Source organism: Azospirillum sp. P4_B5, assembly GCF_056402275.1.
In genome coordinates, this window is sequence record NZ_JBFUHT010000026.1 from 45777 (window position 1) to 61935 (window position 16159).

Sequence of the window (16159 nt, forward strand, 5' to 3'; positions counted from 1 at the left end):
TCAAGGCCTCCCCAAGTTTTTTGCTTTGCAACGAGAGGGCAATGCCCCGGACGGAGAGGGGCGGCACCATTCGCATAGCCCATAAGGAGAAAAATCAGCTCAGACGCATCCAGCCGGTGCCCCACAACCACAAAACGGCGAACCCCATCGACAAAAGGGTCATCGGGATGCCGCAACGGGCGTGCTCCACAAAGCCGAGCCGGACGCCGGAGGCCGCCGCCCGCTCGACCACGATGATGTTGGCGAGGCTGCCAGGGATCAGCAGGTTGCCGGCCAGCGTGGACAGGATCGCCAGCCCGTAGAGCGCCCCCTCCGGCGGCGACGGCCAAGCGGCGAGCAGCAGGATCACCGCCGGCACATTGCCGATGCTGTTGCTGGCCGCCAGGGCGAGCGGCGTCATCACCGCCAGCCGGTCGGGCAGCCAGCCGGCGGCCTCCAGCCCCGACACGAACTCGGCGGGCAGGCCGGTCAGCTTCAGCGCGTGGTTGATGGCGAACAGGGCAGCGAAGAGGACCAGCAGATGCCAGTCCACCATGCCCAGCATCCCGCGCGAGGCCAGCCGCCGGCTGATCAGCATCGCCCCGGCGACCAGCAGCACGCCGATCTCGTGCGGCAGGTCGGTGGTGAACAGGCCGAGCAGCACCAGGGTGGCCACCACCGCCTTGCCGAGCTGCGCCCGGTCGAGCGTCACCGGCTCCGCCCCGCCCTGCCCGGCCGCGCCATCGTCCGGCTCGCCGAAGCGGCCCCGCCAGGCGAGCCACACCACGAGATACACCACCACGAGGCCGACCAGCGCCGGCACCCCGCACACCGCCAGGAAGCGCCAGAAGTCCAGATGGCCCATCTGGCCGATCAGGATGTTCTGCGGGTTGCCGATCACCGTCGCCGCCGACCCGGCGTTCGCCGCGCCGGCCAGACCGATCAGGTAGGGCCGCGGGTCCAGCCGGCGGGCCAGCAGCCCGACGCAGAGCATCGGCGTCATGGCGAAGACCACCACGTCGTTGGCGAGGATCGCCGACAGGCCGCCGCTCACCGCCACCGTCACCGCCAGCAGCCGCGCCGGGGAACGCGCCGCCTGCGCCACCCGCAGGGCGCACCAGTCGTAGAAGCCGCTGGCCGCGTACTGGGCGGACAGCACCATCAGCCCGAACAGGATGAACAAGGTCGGGAAGTCGATCGCTTCCGTCACCTGCCCCGATTCCAACGCCCCGATGGCGAGCAACAAGATCGCCGCGACCAGGGCGATACCCGTGCGGTCGATGCGCAGGCCGGGGAACCGCCCCAGCGCCATGCCGACATAGGTGACGACGAACAGCGTGACGACCGTCAGCATCATGGGCGGGACGGCCAGAAAGGAAATGGGCATGGATGGGGGGTTCGCTGCGGGGTGGAGAAAGCCCCTCTATAACGGCCCGGCCCAGGTTCAGGCCATAGGCGCAACGCCGAGGTCAGGCCAGCGTGACCGTCATCCCTTCCCGCGCGGCGAAGCAGTCCGGGAAGACCGCCTGGGCCGCCGCCTCGATGGCGGTCATGGCGGCGTCGTCATGGTCGGGGTCGTGGTGGAACAGGACCAGTTGCTTGACCCCCGCCGCCTGCGCCAATCGGACGCCCTCGGTCCAGGTGGAGTGGCCCCAGCCGATGCGATTCTGCCACTCCTCGTCGGTGTAGGTGCTGTCGTAGAGCACGAGGTCGGCGCCGTCGATCAGGTCGAGGATGTTGCGGTCGGGATGGCCGGGAACATGCTCCGTGTCGGTCACATAGGCGAAGGATTTGCCGAGATGCTCGATGCGGTAGCCGGTGGCGCCGTCCGGATGGTTCAGCAGCGCCGTGCGGACCTGCACCCCCTCGCCCAGTGCGAAACGGTCGCCCGCCGTGATCTCGTCGAAGACGATGTTGCTTCCCATGGTGCGCATCGGCACCGGAAACAGGGGACGCTCCATCTGCCGCGCCATGGTCGCTTCGATGCCCGGGTTGCCCTTCAGGTGGCCGGAGACGATGCGCAGATGGAAGCCCTTGGTATAGGCTGGAACGAAGAAGGGAAAGCCGCAGATGTGGTCGAGGTGGGTGTGGCTCATCAGCAGGGTCGCCTCGGCGGCGCCCTCCTTCAACAGGCGCTTTCCGAGCATGCGGATGCCGGTGCCGGCGTCGATGACGATGCGCTGGCCGCCCGCTTGGACCTCCACGCAACTCGTGTTGCCGCCGAAGCCCATATGGGACGGCAGCGGGCAAGGGACCGTGCCCCGAACCCCCCAGAAGGTCACCGAAAAGCCCATGCCGACCTCGAGACACCGATCTCCGGACCACCGCACCAAATCGCGGACGTGGACCGTTAAAACGGCATTTTAGCATGGTTTTCGGTTTACGCGGTGACGACCGTCACAGCCCCGCCGGTTCCAAAGAGGGAGCCCGTCCCCTTCCGGATTGGACCAAGTCGGTGACCCTGGGTCAACTGGTCCATAGGATGCCTTCGATGAAGCGTTCGCAGGACCGGCGATGGAAGCATCCGGTGCAACCCGTGTCGGGACAGTCCAGCCCGGCTTTCAGAACGGTCAGTCCATCCACCAGCCGGTCCTTCGTGGCCTGATCGATGACGTCCGCCACACGCACGTCGCGGATCGCCTCCGCGACGAGGTCGTCTTCCTGTTCCGGTACGATCACGATTTGCCCGAGAGCCTGCATGCGAAACACCTTTCCGTGGCTCAACTGCACCACAGCGGTGTTTCGCCAACATTTCAGACAGCACCCCCAAAAGATTCGAATTGCTGCAATCCGATACGCCTATTTGCAAGAGCTGGCCGAATCCTGGACGATCACTCCAAACCAGCCGAGTCCCTTGTAGGTTTCATAGCCCGGCGTCACGGCGAAACCGACCACGCGCCCCTGATCGTCGGAATAGCTGCCGTGCCCATGGCCGCCGGTGCGCAAGGGGAAACTTTCCGTCAGGACACCCCTGCGGTCGGAGGCGGCAATCACGCGGTGACGGCTGTCCACCAGAAGGCAGCGGGTCCGGGAGCGTTCCTCGTCGGTCAGGCGGACGGAGCCGACCACGCCCTGGGATTGACTCTGCCAGTCGAAGAAGACGCCCAGCACGCCGATGACGGGGCCGTCCTCCTCACCGCCGGCCCGGATGGCCGTGGCGTAGGTCGCGACCGTCGCACGGTCCAGCAGATCGTTGGCGCCGATGTCGGCCACCGCGAAATCGGTGCCGCTGCGGGTCGCCATCGCCTCGCGGAACCAGGATTCGGACGCGACCGAACCGCCCAAGGGGCGGCGGTAGCGGTCGGGCCGTCCGGTCGCCAGAACCACGCCCTTGGCATCGACGACCCAGAGGTCGAGATAGACCGTGTAGGCGCCCAGGATGACGCCCAGCCGCTGCGCCGCGTGGCGCCGGTTGGCCTCGGACGGATCGGCGGCGCAATCCACCACGGCGCTGTCGGTGGCCCACCACCGCACATCGCAGGACCGCTCGTACAAATTGCGATCCATGATGTCGATCATGTTGAGCGCCAGATCGGCGAGACGCCCGCCGCGCAATTGCGAGACCAGGCGATTGCCGAGCGTGTTCAACTCGTCGGTCTGCACCGCCATCTGGGCACGCAGCTCCCCGCCGATGCCGGTGATCCGCTCCGAGATGGCCTTCACCTCCTGGGCCACCACGGCGAATCCGCGGCCGGCCTCCCCGGCACGCATCGCCTCGATCAGGGCGTTGAGCGCCAGAATCTTGGTCGTGTTCGTAACGGCCTGGATCTCGTCCATCTTGCGCGTGGCAAGGTCGGACACGGCGCGCGACAACGCCACGATACGCTCGGGCATGAACATCACCTCCAAGGATTATCGGTGACGACCCCCAAGGATGACCGACCAGCCATTCATCGGCTCACTCAATCATCCGCAACCCACCCGAACCGCATTGAATCGACGCAATCACAAATCCGCAACACAGAATGCCGACCGGAACAGCGCCGCCCCCTGCGGCGCAATGTCATCCCCCGGTATGCAGATCCCCGGCCCCGGGTCAGACCTTGTAGGCCAGACGCAGGCCACCCCAATGGCGTCCGCGCACGGTGATCGGAGCGGACACGTCCTTCATCAGGGCGTACTGGCCACCCCCCATGTCGCGCCGGTAGGTCTGAAGCAGGAACGGCTTCGTGCTGCGCCCGGCGGCCAGACCGACACGGTCGTTGAAGATGCGGCGGTTGCGGCAGTTGGCCGCGTTCCATGTCGGGTCGGCCCCCTGCGGCTGGCTGAACCTGCGGTTGTGGGTCGGCAGGTAGCCGTTGGAATCGACCGCCACGCAAAAGACGATGCGTTCGCTTTGCCCCAGCAGCGAATCGAGCACCCTCGGCAGCATGCGGTCACAGAACTCCGTGAAACGGGTCATGTGCTGCTGCGGGTTGGAGCCGGGGATGGGCTGGTAATTGCTGTCGAACAGGTCGCCTTCGCGAACCTCGCCACGCGACATCGCATCCTCGAAATCGGCGGAGATGCGCGACGCGGCGTCGCAAACCAGCCGGATGAAGGGCGTGTCCACCGTCTCCACGTCCAGCTCGGCGGTGATGCCGATCAGCCGCTCGCTCATCCCGACCAGCGTGTTCACGCGGTCGCGCGCCTGGGCCAGATTGTCGCTGGACAGCTGCACGCCGACCGCGAGGTCGTCGATCTCGTGCTGCAGCTCCTCGCAGTTGGCACCGATTTCGGAGGAGGCCGCGTCGATCTTGTCCGTCTCGCCGTTCAGTTCCGACATGGCCCGACCGACCGTTTCGATAACGGCACCGATGGCGGTGGTGCCCTCGCTCACCGCGCGGGCCTTCCCGGCGCTGGACGCGCTTTCGGCCATCAGGCGCTGCGCCTGGTCGTTGAGGTATTTCAGCGTGGCGTCGATCTCCGTCGTCGCCTCGCTGGTCTTCTTGGACAGGGCCTTCACCTCGTTCGCCACCACGGCGAAGCCGCGCCCGGCCTCACCGGCGCGGGCCGCCTCGATGGTCGCGTTGAGCGCCAGCAGGTTGGTCTGCTTGGCGATGACGAAGATTTCCTTGGCAACCCGGCCCACACGGTCGAGCGCCTCCTGAAGGCCGGCGATCTGCCCCTCGATGCCCCCCACCGCGGCGACGAGGGCATGGATGTCGTCCATCGACCGCTGCACCCGGTCGTGGGAGGATTCGACCTCCTGCCGGGCCTGCTCGGTCACGGAACGCGCCACGGTGGCGGCGGCGGAGATGCGCTGCGTGCTCTCCGACATCTTGTTCCCGGTGCCGCGCAACTGCGCGAAAACGTTGGCCTGATGGCCGAGGCGGCCGTTGACCTCCTCCACATGGCCCGCGATGTCCGCGATCTCGATGCCGAGATTGCCCGCTTCGGTGGCAATGTCCGCGATCAGATGAGAGCGGCCGCCGAACGCACTGTCCATTTTCCCGCCATCCGTTTCACAAGAATGCGCAGAGCGCTAAAATCCAATGCAATTATTACCGAACCCTTACAATTGCGCAACGGAGGAAGGGTCATTCCAATGGGCAATATGCTCAATTATTGCGCGTTGGCAACCTGATCGCAACCGAAGGCGGAGAAAGCGTCAGTCCGCATCGTCCTCGATGACGCGTCCGTCGGCGATTCGTTGATCCAGCCGTTCGTCCTGCAATCCGGCAGGTTCCTGGTGAATCAGGACCTCGGCACCAGGGAAGGCTTCCTTCAGGCGGTTCTCCACCCGGTCGGTGATGTCGTGCGCCCTGGCGACCGTCAGCGTCGGATCGAGTTCCAGGTGAAGCTCGATGAAGGCGCCGATGCCGGAGCTGCGGGTCCTCAAATCGTGCATCCCCGCAACGTCCGGCTGCGCCATCACCAGCGCCGCGATGCGCTCCCGCTCCTCCGCCGGCAGTTCCCGGTCCATCAGGACGTTCAGGGCTTCCTTCGCGACCTTGCAGGCGCCGTAGAGCAGAAAGGCCGCGATCCCCAGACCGAACAGCGGATCGAAGGCGTTGACCCCCGTCCATCCGGTCAGCAGGATCGCCAGGATGACCGCGGTGTTCATCAGCAGGTCGCCGGAGTAGTGCAGCCGGTCCGCCCCCACCGCAACCGAGCCGGTGGCCGTCACCACATGGCGCTGGAAGGTGATCAGGCCGGCGGTCAGCAGGATGGACAGCAGCATCACGGCGATGCCCACCGCCCCCTCGCCCACCGGCTGCGGGGTGACGAGGCGGCGCACCGCCTCGATGGTCAGGAACAGGGCGGAGCCGCCGATGAAGGCGGCCTGGGCCAGCGCGGCCAGCGCCTCCGCCTTGCCATGGCCGAAGCGGTGCGCCTCGTCCGGCGGGCGCAGCGCCGTCCGCACCCCCAGCAGTGTCACCACCGAGGCCATCATGTCCGTGCTGGAATCGATCAGCGACGACAGGATGCTGACCGAGTCGGTCGCCAGATAGGCCGCCAACTTCGCCAGAATCAGCGTGAGGGAGACCGACACGCTGGCGTAGGTGGCGTACCGGCGCAGCCGGTGCGAACGCGCTTCGCTCATCAGCGTCTTCTTATGTGATGACGACACCGGTCCTTTACGGGAAAAGACGCTCCGTCGTCCAGCGCGCCGTCTCCTGCGCCGCCGGGTCGCCCTCGCGCAGGTACAGAGTCCGCTCGTGCAGGCGGAAGGGACGGTCCTGCCAGAACTCGATTCGCCGCGGCAGGATGCGGAATCCGGTCCAGTGCGGCGGGCGGGGAACGGCGCCCAGGCCGAACTTGGCGGCGAACTGGGCGACCCGCTTCTCCAACTCGAACCGTCCCTCCAGGGGACGCGACTGCTGCGACGCCCAGGCGCCGATGCGGCTTTCCCGCGGGCGGCTTTCGAAATAGGCGTCGGCTTCAGAGTCGGACACCGGCTCCACCGCGCCCTCGACGCGGACCTGGCGCTTGAGGGTCTTCCAGTGGAAGCACAGCGCGGCGTTGGCGTTGGCCAGGAGTTGTTCGCCCTTGCGGCTTTCCGTGTTGGTGTAGAAGACGAATCCGCGCGGATCGACACCCTTCAGAAGCACCATGCGCACCGACGGCGCCCCCTGCGCGTCGGCCGTGGCCAGCGCCATGGCGTTGGGATCGTTGATTTCGCTGCGGGTGGCCTCGTCCATCCAGTCCTGAAACAGGGCGTACGGGTCCCGGTCGTTGGATTCGCTCATTGTCCCCTCGTCGCGCGGCCGTAGGCCCATAGTTTCAACGTTGGGTTTCGGCGCCGGTCACGGCGTCTTCCCAGTTCACAAATATGCCCAATTCACAGATAGGATAGCCTCGCATATATGAGTGTCCACCGGTGCGCCAGAAGCAAGGCATGCCGGCTCCCAACCTTTCGAGGCAGCATCGATGTTCGTGAAGAAGCTCGTCCCGGCGGCGATGGCGGTCGCCCTGCTTGCGGGTTGCGTCAGCACCTCGCAGGAAGCCACCAAGAACGCGGAGACCGTCGGCGGCCGGATCTCGTCGACCTATGGCAACGCGTCGGGCAAGGTCGCCTCCTCGGGCACCGGCCCGCTGCTGGGTGCCTTCATCGGCGGCGCCGCGATCCAGCCGTCGGACGCCGCCGCCGCCGAAACCGCGGCCAAGCGCGCCTATGCCGCCCCGATCGGCGACAAGGTGGGCTGGACCAACCCGGCGACGGGCCATTACGGCTCGCTGACCACGACGCGCGAAGGCTACAACAACGCCGGTCAGTATTGCCGGGAGTTCCATCAAACGGTAACCACAAGGAGCCAGACCGAATTGGCCTACGGAACCGCTTGCAAACAGGCCGACGGTACGTGGAAGATCGTCGCCAATTCGTAACGCCTTATCCCCGGGCTTCGGGGTGGAATAACTCTGTCCGTGGAAAGCATGCGTGACCCTTATCAAATCCTCGGCCTCCCCCGCTCCGCGAGCGCCGACGACATCAAGAAGGCGTACCGCAAGCTCGCCAAGGAGTTCCACCCCGACCTGAAGCCCGGCAACGCCGCGAACGAGGAACGCTTCAAGGAAATCTCGGCGGCCTACACGCTGCTGTCGGATTCCGACAAGCGCGCCCGTTTCGACCGCGGCGAGATCGACGCCTCCGGCCAGGAGCGGCACCATGGCTTCGGTGGCCGCTCCCGCGCCAACGCCGGGCGCAGCCGCGCCTACAGCGGTGCCGGTGACGATTCCTTCTTCGGCGGCGAGGACTGGTTCTCGGACTTGTTCAGCGGCGGGCGCAAGCGTGGCGGGGCGGGCGGCGGCGCTGCCGGCGGCGCCTCCGGCAGCGGCTCCCGCTCGCGGGGCAGCGACATCAACTATTCGGTCTCCGTGCCCTTCGTCGAGGCGGCCCAGGGCACCAAGCGGCGCATCAGCCTGTCCAACGGCAAGAGCATCGACGTCGCCGTTCCGCCGGGGACGGAAGATCAGGCGAAGCTGCGGTTGAAGGGCCAGGGGCTTCCCGGCGCGGGCGGCTTCGGGGCGGGCGACGCCATCGTCGAGGTCCATGTCGAGGCGCACCCCTTCTTCACCCGTCAGGGCTCCGACATCCATGTCGAGGTGCCGATCACCCTGAACGAAGCGGTTCTCGGCGCCACCATCCGCGTGCCCACCGTCAGCGGTCCGGTCGCGCTGAAGATCCAGCCGGGGGCCAACACCGGCTCCACCCTGCGGCTGCGCGGCAAGGGCGTCATGAACCAGACGACCAAGCAGGCCGGCGACCAGTATGTGAAGCTGAAGGTCGTCCTCCCCGACCCGCCTGACGCGGAGCTGGTGAAGTTCATGGAGGAATGGTCCAGGACGCGCAGCTACGACGTGCGCAAGAAGGCCGGCCTGGAGTGACTCCAGGCCGTTAACCCTCTCGTCACTTTTAGGTCAAAGAAAAGTCCTGGACCGAATGCGGTTGATGTGGGGCGGTGGCGCCTTCATCAATGACGATGATGTGCCGGAAACGGTTTTCACCGCCTTCGTAGGACGCCATGCCGCCGATCCCGAAAAAGTATCTGATCGCCGCCGCCGTTGTTGCTGCGCTTCTGCTTGGCTGGTTCGCCTTCGCGGCCTGGACCGACTACGCGCGGGACGGCGCCGAGGAGGTCGCGACCTACAGCGACTTGGTGGCGGCGGCCGAACGGGGGGACATCGCCTCGGTCACCTTCCGCGGCGACGGGGCGCACGCCGTGACGCCGGACGGCCAGCGGCTGCGCGTCGTCGTTCCGGTCACCGACGACCTGCTGAAGGAACTGCGCGGGCGCAAGATCGCCATCGCCTTCGAAGAGGAGGCCGGTGGGCTGGTCTCCGGCACCGTCTCGGTTTTGGAGAAGCTGGCGCCCTTCCTGGTGATCGGCCTGCTGATCGGCGCGCTGCTGCTCAGCGGCGGGCAGTTCCTCGGCGGCAGCCGGGCCACCCGTGTCCGCCCGCGCGACACCGGCACCGTCTTCGCCGATGTGGCCGGGGTGGACGAGGCGAAGGACGAGCTTCGCGAGACCGTCGAGTTCCTGCGCGACCCGCGCCGCTTCGCCATGGCCGGCGCCCGCGTGCCCAAGGGCATCCTGCTGGTCGGCCCGCCGGGCACCGGCAAGACCATGCTGGCCAAGGCCGCGGCGGGCGAGGCCGGCGTGCCCTTCTTCACCGTCTCCGGTTCCGACTTCGTCGAAATGTTCGTCGGGCTGGGTGCCGCGCGGGTGCGTAGCGTCTTCAAGACGGCGCGGGCCGCCGCCCCCTGCCTGCTGTTCATCGACGAGGTCGACGCCTTGGCCGGCAAGCGCGGCGAATCCAACTCCCATTCGGAGCGGGAGCAGACGCTGAACCAACTCCTGGTCGAGATGGACGGCATCGTGAACGGCGGCGTGGGCGGCGGCGAGGTGGTGGTGATCGCCGCGACCAACCGCGCGGAGATGCTGGACCCCGCCGTGACCCGGCCGGGCCGCTTCGACCGCCACATCCATGTCGCGCTGCCCGACGTGGCCGGGCGCGAGGCCATCCTGGGCGTCCACACCGGCCGGCTGCACCTCGCCCCCGACGTCTGCGTCCGCACGGTGGCGCGGGGCACGCCCGGCTTCTCCGGCGCCGAGCTGGCCAACCTGACCAACGAGGCCGCCCTGTCCGCCGCGCGCAACGGCCGCGTCATCGTCGGCATGGCCGACTTCGAGGCGGCGAAGGACCGCGTCCTGATGGGCAACGAGCGGCGCAGCCTCGCCCTCTCCAGCCATGAGCGGCGCCTGACCGCCTATCATGAGGCCGGTCACGCGCTGGTGTCCATCCGCTGCCCGGAGGCCGACCCAATCCACAAGGCCACGATCATCCCGCGCGGCCGCGCGCTGGGCATGGTGGTGCGGCTGCCGGAGGGCGATCGCGTGTCGGTGTCGCGCGCCAAGCTGCTCGCCGACATCGCCGTCGCCATGGCGGGGCGCGCGGCGGAGGATCTGGTCTTCGGCCCGGACGCCGTCACCACCGGTGCGGAGGCCGATTTCCGCGCCGCCACCGACCTCGCCCGCCGCATGGTCACCGCCTGGGGCATGAGCGACGCCATCGGCTATGTCGCCCACGCCGGCAACGATCCCGCCGTCGTCCGCTCGGAACGCACCGCCTGGCGCATCGACGAGGAGGTCCGCCGCATCACCGACGAGGGGATGGAGCGCGCCCGGCGCATCCTGGCCGCCGACCGCGCCGCGCTGGAGCGGATCACCGCCTCCCTGCTGGAACGCGAGACGCTGAGCGGCGAGGAGATCGGCGCGTTGGCCGAGGAAGAACGGGAAACGGAGGCAGCCTGATGGCGAAATTTCTCGTTCGCATTCAACGACAAACATTGCTGCATACGCGCATACATTGGTAAAATGCCGTAGATTTTTCGCACAGCCGTGCGATCAGCATCGGGGCTGAAGATGGCAAACTCGGTTGCCCGCCGGACGGTACTGGCCTTGGCGCTCGCCGGAGTGACGGCGAGCGGCCTGCCGTCGTTCGGCCTTGCGGCAACCGCGGCCTCCACGGCTGCGCCGGTGACCGTCAAGGTCGGCGCGTACGAGTTCCCGCCCTATGTCACCGAAGCCGGCGGCGGTGTCACGCAGTCCCTGCTCGACCTTCTGAACACGGAGCAGAGCGACTTCCGATTCGAGCTGGTCCGCACCTCTCCCCAGCGGCGCTACGAGGACATGGAGCGGGGCCGCTTCGACATGATCGCCTTCGAAAGCCTCGCCTGGGGCTGGAAGGGGCGCCCCGTGGATGCCTCTCGAGTGTTCCTTCACGATGCGGAGGTGTTCGTCGCCAAGGCCGGTCCCGGCGTTGACCAGAGCTATTTCGACCGGCTGGACGACAAGACGATCCTGGGACGGCTCGGCTACCATTACGCCTTCGCCGGCATGACCGCCGACCCGGAGGTCCTCGAAAAGCGCTTCAACACCCGCCTGACCGTCACGCATGAGGGCAACGTGCGCAGCGTTGCCGCCGGGCGCGCCGCGCTGGCCATCGTCACACGCTCCTTTCTGGCGCAATTCCTGAAGGCCAACCCCGACATGGCGCCGCAACTCCTGGTGTCCGACCGCACCGACCAGATCTACGAGCACACCATCCTGGTCCGCCGCGACGGCCCGCTCGGCATCGACTGGGTCAACGGAACGCTCGACCGGTTGGAGCGCAGCGGCGCTCTTCCGGCGCTGTGGATGCGGCAGGGAATCGCTCCGTGACCGAACTGCGCTCCCTTGCCGTTGGACGGCGCGACCGTTCGCTGCTCACCCGCATCGGCAGCGTCATCCTGGTCACCGCCGCCGCCGTGGGGGTGATCGCGGTGGCCGTGTCGGCCAATGTGGTGGAGCGCCAGCAGTTCTCGGCGCTGACCAAGCGGGCGCAGTTGGTCGCCGCCATGCAGACGGACGCGCTGGCCAACCCGATCTGGGAAATCGACGACCGCGCCGTCCGCAACATCATCGATTCGCTGCGCGAGCGAGACCCAGCCATTCTCGCCGTCTCCGTCTTCGAGCCGGGGCACAGCGAGCCGATGGCGGTGTCCGGCAACCCAAGAACCTCCGCCGACTCCACCACCGTCGAGAAAGTCATCGATCTGCGCGGGCGCGACGGGGTGACCCGGCAGGTGGGAACGCTGCGCCTGCACTATTCGACGGAGGAGATCCACCGCAACACGCTGGACGCGCTGCTGCCGGTGGTCGGGCTGCTTCTGCTGTCCCTGGTCACCGCCATCGCCATCATCAGCGTCATGCTGAACCGCGTCGTGCTCCGCCCGTTGCGGCGGCTGACCCAGGCGACCCAGGCGGTATCCCGCGGCGATTACGGCGCCCGCCTCGCCACCGAGCGGGAGGACGAGATCGGCGTCCTGACCAAGACCTTCAACCGCATGGCCGAGACGGTCCAGGACTACACCCAGACCCTGGAATCCCGCGTTCAGGAGCGGACGGAGGCGCTGGCCGACATCAACCGCCGCATCATGGACAGCATCAACTACGCGCAGTTGATCCAGTCCTCCATCCTGCCGAAGCCGGAGGTCCTGGACAGCGGGCTGGCCCAGCACTTCGTCCTGTGGCGCCCGCGCGACGTGGTCAGCGGCGACTTCTACTACTACCGCGAGGTCGAGGACGGCTTCCTGATCGGTGTGGCCGACTGCACGGGCCACGGGGTCCCCGGCGCCTTCATGACGATGACGGCCAGCGCCGTGCTGAACAACGTGGTGGACGGCATGGGCGCCGCCGACCCCGCCGCGCTGCTCGCCACGGTGGACGACAAGGTGCGGGCGGCGCTGCACCAGGACGGCGACGCGGCAAGCTGGGAGGGCGGCTTCGACAACGGGCTGGATCTGGCGCTGTGCTACGTCCAGCCGGGGCAACGGCGGCTCGTTTATGCCGGCGCCCGCCTGCCCCTGGCCATCGCCGGACCCGACGGATTGACCGAAATCCGCGCCGACCGCCGCAGCCTGGGCTACCGGGCGTCCGGCCCCACCCCGGCCTTCACGAACCACAGCCTAGCGCTGCAGCCCGACCAGACCTTCTACATCTGCACCGACGGGTTGACCGACCAGTGCGGTGGGGAGCGCGGGCGGAGTTTCGGCAAGCGCCGGCTGCACGGCGTGGTCGAGGAGTGCAGCGCGCTGCCGCTCGACCGGCAGAGGGAGCGCATCGAGGCCAGCCTGTCCGGATTCCAGGGCGACCGGCCGCAGCGCGACGACATCACCATGATCGGTTTCCGCGTCCGGCTGGCCGGCGATCCCGCGGCCCCGACACGGAACACACTGTGGGAAATCGCGTAACTACCCTTGTGAGGATTGCGTAATGGTGCAGCAAGGGACCGTCGCGGGCGGAAGTCGCTCGACCTACCATTCGGATTCATATAGTTTCCGCGCCGGCCCTATGAACAATAAGCACCGGTAACGGGGGAGCAGAGGGGATGGCGGCCGTTACGATCGTTGTCGTCGAGGACGAGGCGTCTCTGCGACGTGACATGATCGAATACCTGCGCAGTTGCGGCTTCGATGCGGTCGGAGCGAAAAGTGGGCGCGAACTGGACGAACTGATCGCGTCACGCCCGGTGTCCTTGGTTGTTCTGGACGTCAATCTTCCGGGGGAGGACGGATTCAAGATCGCCACGCGGCTGCGCGAAAATCCCGCCATCGGAATCATCATGGTGACCGCCCGCGGCTCCACCGTCGACCGGGTGGTCGGGCTGGAACTGGGCGCCGACGCCTATCTGGTGAAGCCCGTCGAAATGCGCGAATTGGAAGCCCAGGCCAAGGCCCTGCTCCGCCGTCTGGAGACGAGCGGCGCCACCACCACCGTGCCGGCCTCGCAGGCTTCCAACCAGCCCGCGACGGACGAGGGCAACTGGATTCTGGATGCCACGGCCTGGGCGCTGACCAGCCCGGCGGGCGTGCGCGTCAGCCTGACGAGCATGGAGATGAAGCTGGTTTCCCTGCTGGCCGGTCAGGCTCGCCAGCCCGCGACTCGCGACCAGATCTCCGTGGCGCTCTACAACCGCCGCTGGAACCCGGATGACCGCTCCATTGACACGGTGGTCGGGCGCCTGCGCCACAAGGTCGAGAACGCGATCGGCGAAACCGCCCCGGTCAAGTCGGTCCACGGCGTGGGCTACGTCTTCTCCGCCCCCGTCCGGGTGATCTGAATTGCGGGTGAACTGACGCCGCTCAGACGGATGCGTCGTCGGGGGGCCTGTCCTTCGGGAAGGTCAGGACGAAGCGCGTTCCCTGCCCCGGCGCGCTGTCCACGGAAATCGACCCCTTCAGCGCGCCGACCGCCAGGTTGTGCACGATGTGCAGGCCAAGCCCGCTGCCCCCCTCGCCGCGGCGGGTGGTGAAGAACGGATCGAAGATCCGCGGCAGATGGTCCGGCGGAATGCCCCGGCCGTCGTCGGTGTAGACCAGCCGCACGGTGCCGGATTCCGGTTCATCCACGGCGATCGACAGGGAGCCGCCCTGCCGGTCCGCACCCTGCGCGTCGACGAAGGCGTGGGTGACGGAGTTCATCACGAAATTGGTCAGGATCTGCGACAAGGCGCCCGGATAGCTGTCCACCACCAGCCCGTCGGGGCAGGACACGGCGATGGTGTGCTTGCCCTGGCGGAGCTTCGGTTCCAAGCTGACCAGGGTTTCCTGGATGTAGCGGTTGAGATGCACGACCCGCCGCTCGGCGCTGGCGCGGTCCACCGCCACCTGCTTGAAGCTGGCGATCAGCTTGGCCGCCCGCTCGCAATTGGTCAGGATCAGCGCCGTCGTGTCCGTGGCGGTGGCGACGTAGCGGGTAAAATCCGCCTTGCTCAGATCCCCCGACTGGACACGCCCGCGCAGCCTTGCGGTGGCGTCGGACAGATGCGACGCGCAAGACACGGCGATGCCCACGGGCGTGTTGATCTCGTGGGCCACGCCGGCCACCAGGGCGCCCAGGGACGCCAGCTTCTCGGCGCGAACCATCGCCTCCTGCGCCTCGCGCAGGTCGGCCAGCGCGGTTTCCGCCTCCTGCCGGCGGCGCTCCAACTCCTGGTTGGCGGAGCCGAGCTGCGCCTGCAACCGGTCGCTGACCCGGACCAGCCGCCGCTGCTCGCGCGTGCTGCGCTGGAACGCCTCCACCAGCGCCTCGAACTCGGCGCGCAGTTCGGGCGCGGCAGCGCCCAGCCTCTCCCCCAGAAGGCGGGCCTGCTCGATGGCCTGCTCCTCGGCGGCGAAGAGGTTGAAGGTCATGACGCCCCGTCTGCGGGAATCTGCTTCAGGGTAAAGGCGACGTGATGCAGATCCTCGGAGAAGTCTTCGCCCAACTCCTGCATCGAATCGTCGTTCTCCTCGTAACACCAGGTGACGGAGATGCTGCGCCCTTCGCTGGCCGCCGTCTCCAGCATCTGGAAGATGTTCATCAGGGCCTTCGCGCTGGAGCTGTTGAAGTACAGAAGCTCCATGTCGAACCGGATGGGATGACCGCCCGCCTCGGCCAGGAAGGCGCGGAGCGCTGCGAAGATCGGCCCGAAGAAGGTCGCCACGTCGTCGGGATAGGACTCGCCGCTGAGACGGAGCACGCCTTGGGCGAAGTCGAAATCGACCTCGGGCGTCCGGCCTGTCGCCGGCAATTTCAGGGATTCCATGGTCGTCCGGATGTCCACAGCCGCTCTCAGATCCGAGCCTTGAGGCAGAAGAAGCTTTTGCCTTCGTCCATTTCGAGGAAATCATACTCGATGGGTTCGCTGGCGCGGCGTGCGATCTCGATCAGTCCGATGTTGGCGCCCCGCGCGCCCTCTTCTGGAGTTTCGCGCAGTTGCTCCCGGTAATAGGTCTTGATCGCGTCCTTGTCCAAGCCCTTCAGATATTCCAGCCGTTCGCGCAGACGCGGCACATCGACGTTGTACACGGTGTTGCCGCAGACGATGAAGACCTTCCCGCCTTCCATGCCGATGGTGACCATGCCGGCGCTGAGTTCCACCGGCTTCTCGCGCGCGCCGGTCACCTTTTCGGCGGAGTAGCGGATGATGTTCTGCATCTGCTCGACGAAGACGGCAAAGACCCGGCGGACCGTCGGGCCGTCGGTGTCTTCCAACGTCATCTTTTCGCGCAACGCCTCTCCCAGGGAATAGAGTATCCCCTCGGACAGATAGCCACTGAACGAGAAGATGATGCCCTTCTCGTCAAGGTCCCGTTTGATCCCGGCATATTGCTGAGCGAGCATGGTGGAGTCCACGGTTCTTCCGTTGGAGTGCGACGAGGCCGTCTGTTGCG

At 67.2% G+C, this 16159-nt stretch carries 16 protein-coding genes; 6 read left to right on the top strand and 10 right to left on the bottom strand.

From position 1 onward, the window contains the following. Positions 1-94: 94 nt before the first annotated feature. The 7 genes from AC1DVI_RS19900 to pdxH all read right to left on the bottom strand — a co-directional run bounded on the left by AC1DVI_RS19900 (position 95) and on the right by pdxH (position 7151). Complete coding sequence (locus AC1DVI_RS19900) at positions 95-1366, bottom strand: SLC13 family permease (RefSeq protein ID WP_476959456.1); 1272 nt, start codon at positions 1364-1366, stop codon at positions 95-97. Positions 1367-1448: 82 nt separating this feature from the next. Then, a complete protein-coding gene (locus AC1DVI_RS19905; RefSeq protein WP_149163395.1) occupies positions 1449-2273 on the bottom strand; it encodes an MBL fold metallo-hydrolase in 825 nt (274 codons plus the stop codon). A gap of 172 nt (positions 2274-2445) precedes the next feature. Then, positions 2446-2679 (bottom strand): hypothetical protein, encoded by a 234-nt coding sequence (locus AC1DVI_RS19910; protein WP_149163394.1) that lies wholly within the window; start codon positions 2677-2679, stop codon positions 2446-2448. 99 nt (positions 2680-2778) lie between these two features. Beyond that, positions 2779-3813: a methyl-accepting chemotaxis protein gene (locus AC1DVI_RS19915; protein WP_476959457.1), complete on the bottom strand. Its 1035-nt coding sequence runs from the start codon at positions 3811-3813 to the stop codon at positions 2779-2781. A 202-nt stretch (positions 3814-4015) separates the two neighbouring features. Further along, the gene (locus tag AC1DVI_RS19920; protein WP_149163392.1) at positions 4016-5407 is read right to left on the bottom strand and encodes a methyl-accepting chemotaxis protein; all 1392 of its coding nucleotides are present in this window, start codon (positions 5405-5407) and stop codon (positions 4016-4018) included. 162 nt (positions 5408-5569) lie between these two features. After that, positions 5570-6505, bottom strand: a complete 936-nt coding sequence (locus AC1DVI_RS19925) for a cation diffusion facilitator family transporter (RefSeq protein ID WP_476959458.1) — start codon at positions 6503-6505, stop codon at positions 5570-5572. 34 nt (positions 6506-6539) lie between these two features. Beyond that, complete coding sequence (gene pdxH, locus AC1DVI_RS19930; RefSeq protein ID WP_476959459.1) at positions 6540-7151, bottom strand: pyridoxamine 5'-phosphate oxidase; 612 nt, start codon at positions 7149-7151, stop codon at positions 6540-6542. A 181-nt stretch (positions 7152-7332) separates the two neighbouring features. On the opposite strand from pdxH, the gene AC1DVI_RS19935 reads away from it, so the two are divergent. From AC1DVI_RS19935 to AC1DVI_RS19960, 6 genes are all read left to right on the top strand, one after another. Then, positions 7333-7788, top strand: coding sequence for an RT0821/Lpp0805 family surface protein (locus tag AC1DVI_RS19935; protein WP_476959460.1), 456 nt, complete (start codon positions 7333-7335; stop codon positions 7786-7788). A gap of 48 nt (positions 7789-7836) precedes the next feature. After that, positions 7837-8787, top strand: a complete 951-nt coding sequence (locus AC1DVI_RS19940) for a DnaJ C-terminal domain-containing protein (RefSeq protein WP_476959461.1) — start codon at positions 7837-7839, stop codon at positions 8785-8787. 137 nt (positions 8788-8924) lie between these two features. Beyond that, positions 8925-10715, top strand: coding sequence for an ATP-dependent zinc metalloprotease FtsH (ftsH, locus tag AC1DVI_RS19945; protein ID WP_476959462.1), 1791 nt, complete (start codon positions 8925-8927; stop codon positions 10713-10715). A 111-nt stretch (positions 10716-10826) separates the two neighbouring features. Next, positions 10827-11624, top strand: a complete 798-nt coding sequence (locus AC1DVI_RS19950) for a substrate-binding periplasmic protein (RefSeq protein ID WP_476959463.1) — start codon at positions 10827-10829, stop codon at positions 11622-11624. Beyond that, a complete protein-coding gene (locus tag AC1DVI_RS19955) occupies positions 11621-13195 on the top strand; it encodes a SpoIIE family protein phosphatase (protein WP_476959464.1) in 1575 nt (524 codons plus the stop codon). The genes AC1DVI_RS19950 and AC1DVI_RS19955 overlap by 4 nt, the downstream gene beginning before the upstream one ends. 137 nt (positions 13196-13332) lie before the next feature. Then, entirely contained in the window at positions 13333-14064 is a 732-nt protein-coding gene (locus AC1DVI_RS19960; protein WP_149163384.1) for a response regulator transcription factor, read from the top strand. Between the two features lie 22 nt (positions 14065-14086). On the opposite strand, the gene AC1DVI_RS19965 is transcribed toward AC1DVI_RS19960, so the two are convergent. The 3 genes from AC1DVI_RS19965 to AC1DVI_RS19975 are packed head-to-tail and all read right to left on the bottom strand — an operon-like array spanning position 14087 to position 16121. Beyond that, positions 14087-15136, bottom strand: coding sequence for a sensor histidine kinase (locus AC1DVI_RS19965; RefSeq protein ID WP_476959465.1), 1050 nt, complete (start codon positions 15134-15136; stop codon positions 14087-14089). Beyond that, positions 15133-15531 carry a DUF1987 domain-containing protein gene (locus AC1DVI_RS19970; protein ID WP_174440297.1) on the bottom strand — a complete coding sequence of 133 codons (399 nt, stop codon included), beginning with the start codon at positions 15529-15531 and terminating at the stop codon, positions 15133-15135. Before AC1DVI_RS19970 ends, AC1DVI_RS19965 begins: the two co-directional genes overlap by 4 nt. Positions 15532-15557: 26 nt before the next feature. Beyond that, positions 15558-16121, bottom strand: coding sequence for a SiaB family protein kinase (locus tag AC1DVI_RS19975; RefSeq protein WP_464877762.1), 564 nt, complete (start codon positions 16119-16121; stop codon positions 15558-15560). Between the last annotated feature and the right edge of the window lie 38 nt (positions 16122-16159).